At 59.7% G+C, this 5,315-nt stretch carries 9 protein-coding genes; 3 read left to right on the top strand and 6 right to left on the bottom strand.

What is annotated here, in order from left to right:
* From VIW95_RS06740 to VIW95_RS06715, 6 genes are all read right to left on the bottom strand, one after another.
* A partial coding sequence (locus VIW95_RS06740; RefSeq protein WP_331584672.1) for a hypothetical protein occupies window positions 1–338 on the bottom strand: 338 nt, incomplete at its 3' end.
* Window positions 328–1,227, bottom strand: a complete 900-nt coding sequence (locus tag VIW95_RS06735) for a glycosyltransferase family A protein (RefSeq protein ID WP_331584671.1) — start codon at window positions 1,225–1,227, stop codon at window positions 328–330. The genes VIW95_RS06740 and VIW95_RS06735, both read right to left, overlap by 11 nt.
* A complete protein-coding gene (yihA, locus tag VIW95_RS06730) occupies window positions 1,224–1,823 on the bottom strand; it encodes a ribosome biogenesis GTP-binding protein YihA/YsxC (RefSeq protein ID WP_331584670.1) in 600 nt (199 codons plus the stop codon). The genes VIW95_RS06735 and yihA overlap by 4 nt, the downstream gene beginning before the upstream one ends.
* The gene (locus tag VIW95_RS06725; RefSeq protein WP_331584669.1) at window positions 1,823–2,179 is read right to left on the bottom strand and encodes a DUF309 domain-containing protein; all 357 of its coding nucleotides are present in this window, start codon (window positions 2,177–2,179) and stop codon (window positions 1,823–1,825) included. The genes yihA and VIW95_RS06725 overlap by 1 nt, the downstream gene beginning before the upstream one ends.
* Window positions 2,180–2,212: 33 nt before the next feature.
* Window positions 2,213–2,809 (bottom strand): SRPBCC family protein, encoded by a 597-nt coding sequence (locus tag VIW95_RS06720; protein ID WP_331584668.1) that lies wholly within the window; start codon window positions 2,807–2,809, stop codon window positions 2,213–2,215.
* A gap of 18 nt (window positions 2,810–2,827) precedes the next feature.
* Window positions 2,828–3,358, bottom strand: a complete 531-nt coding sequence (locus tag VIW95_RS06715) for a YbhB/YbcL family Raf kinase inhibitor-like protein (protein WP_331584667.1) — start codon at window positions 3,356–3,358, stop codon at window positions 2,828–2,830.
* Between the two features lie 287 nt (window positions 3,359–3,645).
* Between VIW95_RS06715 and VIW95_RS06710 the strand changes: the two genes are divergently transcribed.
* From VIW95_RS06710 to VIW95_RS06700, 3 genes are all read left to right on the top strand, one after another.
* Window positions 3,646–3,870: a helix-turn-helix domain-containing protein gene (locus VIW95_RS06710; protein ID WP_331584666.1), complete on the top strand. Its 225-nt coding sequence runs from the start codon at window positions 3,646–3,648 to the stop codon at window positions 3,868–3,870.
* A 169-nt stretch (window positions 3,871–4,039) separates the two neighbouring features.
* Window positions 4,040–4,696 (top strand): TetR/AcrR family transcriptional regulator, encoded by a 657-nt coding sequence (locus tag VIW95_RS06705; protein ID WP_331584665.1) that lies wholly within the window; start codon window positions 4,040–4,042, stop codon window positions 4,694–4,696.
* On the top strand, window positions 4,693–5,315 hold a 623-nt coding region (locus tag VIW95_RS06700), incomplete at its 3' end, for an LLM class flavin-dependent oxidoreductase (RefSeq protein ID WP_331584664.1). The genes VIW95_RS06705 and VIW95_RS06700, both read left to right, overlap by 4 nt.

Genomic DNA, 5,315 nt, shown 5'->3' with positions numbered 1-5,315 from the left:
TCCTGCATTTTTTTCAGAAGAGGGTACCGAAGGGTGCGCAACGCTTCGAGCAAAGCACTCGCGCTCGACGGCGTCGAGCCAGAGCCCTTCGCGATGCGACGAATTTCGGGGCGATCAAGAACGGAGGCGATCGTAATGCCCTCGCGCACCGTGATTTCATCAAGGGTGTCGAGCGCGGTTACCAACTGGCCGGTGCGAAAGCGCAGTGCGCGCGCGACGTCGAGCATCGCAGCGCGCGACGGCGGATCCATCGCAAGCCATCGATCGAGATGGCTCGCTGGCAAGCGTCGCTCGGCAGCGATCGCCCGGACTCGAGCGTCGATCTCGTCAGTGTTCATATGCAACTTCGCGCAGCGTGGATCGGATGGAGTTAATTGCGCAACCGATCTCAGTTGCGCGGCAGGTTTGCGCCTGTTCTGCGACACTTTCGTAGAGGCGAGCCTGATCGATTCTACCTCGTCGCGTAAGGCCGCCCGCGTAGACGCGACACTTCTCGACGAGCACTTCGACGACGGCGGTTCTGCGCGCCGGCGAGAGTCGATCATATGCGAGCAATTTCGTGAGCGCGAGAATACGGAAGCGATCAAGCGCGGGAGTCGTGGCCGAGAGCTGATCCGGATGGCCTGCGCGCCGCGTCACCAATGACTCGTCGAGCAGGCCGGCTTCGTGGCCGATGAGAATGCGCAGCCACAGATCGTAATCTTCGGCTGCCAACATGCTCTCGTCGAAGCCAGTGAGCGAGCGGAACAGTTCAGTGCGCATCATCGTCGCAGACATGCTGATGAGGCAGGTGCGGAGCGAGTCGATGAAGATATCGCCGGCGCGCTTGCGATGACGCAATCCGGGATTAACGCGGCGTCCGTTGCGAATCCAGATTTCATTGGTCTGCGAGATCGCGCAGTCAAGATTCGCACGCATGAACGCAAGCTGTCGCTCGAGCTTGGTTGGCGCCCAGAGATCGTCGGAGTCGAGAAATGCGATCAGCGGCGCGCGCGCCATGGCGACTCCACGATTTCGCGCCGAAGCCGGACCGCAATGATCGATGCGCTCGAATCGGATCGTTTGGCCGAGCCTTGCCAAATTTTCGGCAGAGCCATCGGTCGAGCCGTCGTCGACGACGATCAACTCGAACGATTGGTTTGATTGCGCGAGTACGGAATCAATCGCCTCGGGCAACATCGCGCGCCGGTTGTACGTCGGGATTATGACTGAAACATCGGGAGTCATTGCGCTTCCGCGCGTTTGACGGCATCGATGCGACCGACCGCGAGGATTCGGCGGCGCAGGTCGTCGATTCCCTCGGCGGAAGTTGCCGAGCAGAAAATCGGGGCGACGCGCATCGCGTCGAAACGTTTGAGCGCGACGGCGCGCTCCGAGCGGCGCAGCTTGTCGCACTTGGTTGCGACCGGGATCACCTCGATGCCGCGTTCAGTAGCCATCGCGGCAAGATCGAGTTCGTCTTGCTGCGGACCGCGGCGGCAATCGACGAGAATCGCGATTGCCGCGAGATTCGTGCGGCCGTGGATGTATTCGTGCATCATCGACGCGATCTTCGCGGCGTCATCGTGACTCATTTTCGCGTAGCCGAATCCGGGCAGGTCGCACAGCGCGAGCGAGTCGTTCACGGCGAAGAAATTGAGGCATCGCGTGCGGCCCGGAGTTTTGCTGGTACGCGCGAGGCCCTTAACTTTCGCGAGCGCGTTGAGCAGCGAACTCTTGCCGACGTTCGAGCGGCCCGCGAGCGCGACTTCGGCGCGCTTCCATCGCGGACATCCGTCGAGCGTGAAGGCCGAGGCCACGAATTCTGCCGAGAAAGGAACCATCAGCCTTCGAGCTCGATGCGCGGCGGCGCGACGGTGGTTGCTTGCGAATCCAGCCGCGCCAGTTCGGCGGTGAGCGCACTGCGAAACTCGCGAAGCTTGATGCCGCGATGGCGGTCGGGGTAGGGCGCAAGAAATTTCAACGCGGCGCGCAGATGCAATCGAGCGCTCGACAGTTCGCCATCGCCGAGCTTGTGATTCGCGACCGAGGCGCGCAGCAGGCCGAGATAAAAGTCCCAATCGCTGGTGTCGTCATCGAGCAGGTTCATCGCATCTTCCATCGCTTCATGCGCTTCGAAAAATTCGCCGCGATTGAACAGCTCGACGCCGAGAGCCAGCTGCGCGTCGATTTCGTTCATCGTGATGCTCGCGCGGAGAACGGCTCGCGCCGTTCAAGGGTCGTCGTCGCTGTCGGCGTTGTCTGCCGTCTTGATATTGAGCTGGCGCTTCAAGGTCTCGAGCTGCGCGACGAAGATGCCGCGAATGACCTGCTTGATAACGCCGTCGGGAACCGGAAGCGACTGCAACATATGGGTATTCTGGTGATAGTCGATGAAGGTGCCCGCGCCTTCATCGCTAAGCTGATAGACGGACTGCGTATCGAACACCGGATTGTTGACGGTATTGGAGATGATCTTCTTCTCGTCGGGCAGGTACTCGAATGCCAGCTGGGTGGTGATGAGTTGTCCGCCCGGTCCCGCGATATCCATGTCGACGGTTTTTTTATTTCCGCTCTGCGATACGACCCGCACCGCTTTGACCTGATCGCTGTGCGTGTTCTCGACGTTTTTGATCGCGTCGAAGACAGTCTGCTCAGGCGCGGGGATTCGCGCGGTGAAATCGGCCTTCCAGATGTCACCGTCGTGCGTGATGTTCTCGGTGAGCAGGCCCGCCTGCCGCGCGCGATGCATTTGGTAGTAGTGCCATCCAATGATCGCGACGACCGCAAGCACGAGCACTCCAGACAGTATTTTGACTAACGTCTTCATCGTCGAAAAGCTTTCACCTCATCGTTCGAATGTGCCGACCAATTCCGCCGTCGCCGCCACGTGACCGTTCATCGCCGACGTGACGCGTGCCGCATCGGGCTGGTCACCGGGGGTCAACATCGAGTCGACAGCGAAAAGGCGAAAATGATAGTGATGCATTTTCCCCGGTGGCGGACACGGACCATTGTAGCCGACGTGATCGAAGCCGTTGATTCCATTTTTTCCGCCACCTGCAATTTCAGCGGTTTGTGGCACGCCCGCAGGCAGCGAGGTCGTTTGAGCCGGAATATTGTACGCTACCCAATGAATAAATGTGCCACCTGGTGCGTCGGGATCTTCGACGATCAGCGCAAACGATTTTGTCGCTTGTGGCGCGTTGCTCCAACGCAGCGGAGGAGATTGATCATTGCCACTACATGCGTTGTCGGCGGCGATTGCGCCACCGGAAGCGAAAGCTGGGCTGGTCAGCGCTAATTGCGCCTGGACTGGACGAACGTAAGCAAATAAAATAAGGGTTATCGCAATTGGTATTCGGTGGAGATTTGGCATACTAATGATCTCTTCAAGGCTCGCAGACGCAATTTTAGGCTTTGACGTGCATTTTGTAACGAAATCTCTGCGAAAATAAGTTACTCTGCACCTAGTAAAACAGGGAAAAACAGCGAAAAGTATCGGAAATCCTCTTAGGCTGCTCTTGACCGCCAGCGATGATTTTGAGACATTCAAAGAGACTCATGGTGGGCGTAAGGGGCGGATGAATCATTCTACAGATGCGAAAAAAGGCATCAAATCCAGGCGGTAAGCGGCAGACGGGACTTACGTTACCGGGAGATATCATGGCTAATGAAGCAAAGTATAGCTTGCCACGCGTGATGACGGTCAAGGAATTGTCCGAGTATCTACGTGTGCATCCATCAACAATCTACAAGCTGCTGCGTCGCGGAGAGCTGCCGGGCTTCAGAATCGGCACCGACTGGCGCTTCAACGCCGAGGTGATCGACCGCTGGTGCCTCGAGCGGAATATGAAAGGTCCCGACGGCGGCCCTTCCAGCCAGAACTGACGCGGCGCGATCCTCTGATCGCTTCTGAACGCATCTCATCCGCGGCCGCTTCGGAGTAACGTCCGAAGCCGGCAGTTGTGCGATCGAATCGAGGCGGGTTTCTATGCCCGCTCGTTTCGCCGCGCTTGACCTCGGCACCCGCAGTGCCTCACGATACCGATCGTTCCCTATGATTTCACCAGCTCGCAAAAATGCTGCGCCGCCGGCGCCGCCGGGGACTCAGGCGCGTCGGCGCGGATCGCTCGATCAGGTGCTGATCGACGCGGCGATGGATCTGTTCGCGTCCTACGGATATCGCGGCACCTCGCTGGCGCGAATTGCGCGCGCGGCGGGAGTCACCAAGGGCGCGCTGTATTGGCACTTCGCCGATAAAGAAGAATTCTTCGTCGCGGTCGTGGCGAAGGTGCTCGGTGAGTGGGAACTGGTATTTGAAAAATCCACGCACGCTTCCAGGGCGGCCGAGTTCCGCGCGGAATTCGGGCGGATGTTCGACACGATGGCGGCGCTCAACGAGAAAAATCCGTGGGTCAGCCGGCTGCTGCTGATCATCGCGCTCGAGTCGCACAAGATTGGGCCGCGAGTGCTGCGCTCGATGCGCAAGGCGAACCTGCACGGAGTCGCCAGCTTTCGCGAACTGGTTGAGCACGGACAGCGCCTGGGAGTTTTTGAAGCTGAGCTCGATCCGGGCTGGGCGGCCACACAGATTTTTTCGAGCTACCTCGGACTCGCGATGCTCTGGTATCTGCACGGACCGCGATTCGACTTGCGCCGCTCGCTGCGTCAACAGGCGCGCGAGTTCCTGCGCCAATGGAGCGTCGCGAAATGAAGGCGGGACTCATCTATGAAATCGAGTCGGTCAAGCCGCACACCGCCGATCACGAATATCGCGTGTTCTGGGAAACCATGGAGCAGATTGAGCTCGCCGATCGGCTCGGCTTCGATTCCGTGTGGACCGTCGAGCATCATTTCCTGAACGAATTCTCGTACTGCTCGGCGCCTGAGGTTTTCCTAGCCTGCGTTACCCAGCGCACCCGTCAGATTCGCGTCGGACACGGCGTCGTGGTGCTGCCGTTCAATCATCCGATTCACGTGGCGGAGCGGATCGCGATGCTCGATATCATGTCGAACGGACGCGTCGAATTCGGTACCGGGCGCGCGACCACGATGGACGAGCTGCTCGGCTTCGGCGTGCGTCCCGAAGAGACGCGGCCGCGATGGGCCGAGGCGGTCGAGGCGATCCCGCGGATGTGGCGCGAAGATCCGTTCTCGATGCACGGCAAGTACTGGACTGTCGATCCGCCAGTGTCGGTGATTCCCAAGCCCATTCAGAAACCGCATCCGCCAATGTGGGTCGCGGCGACCAATCCCACAACCTTCGAGCTCGCCGCCGAGCGCGGGCTGGGCGTGCTTTGTTTCACGCTCGGGGTCGAGCTCGCGCAGGTGGC

Origin of the sequence: Binatus sp. (SeqCode), from assembly GCF_036522015.1 — a bacterium.
Classification (GTDB): domain Bacteria; phylum Desulfobacterota; class Binatia; order Binatales; family Binataceae; genus Binatus.
The sequence above is the reverse complement of the archived record's forward strand: the minus strand, read 5'-3'. Positions and strand labels throughout refer to the sequence as shown.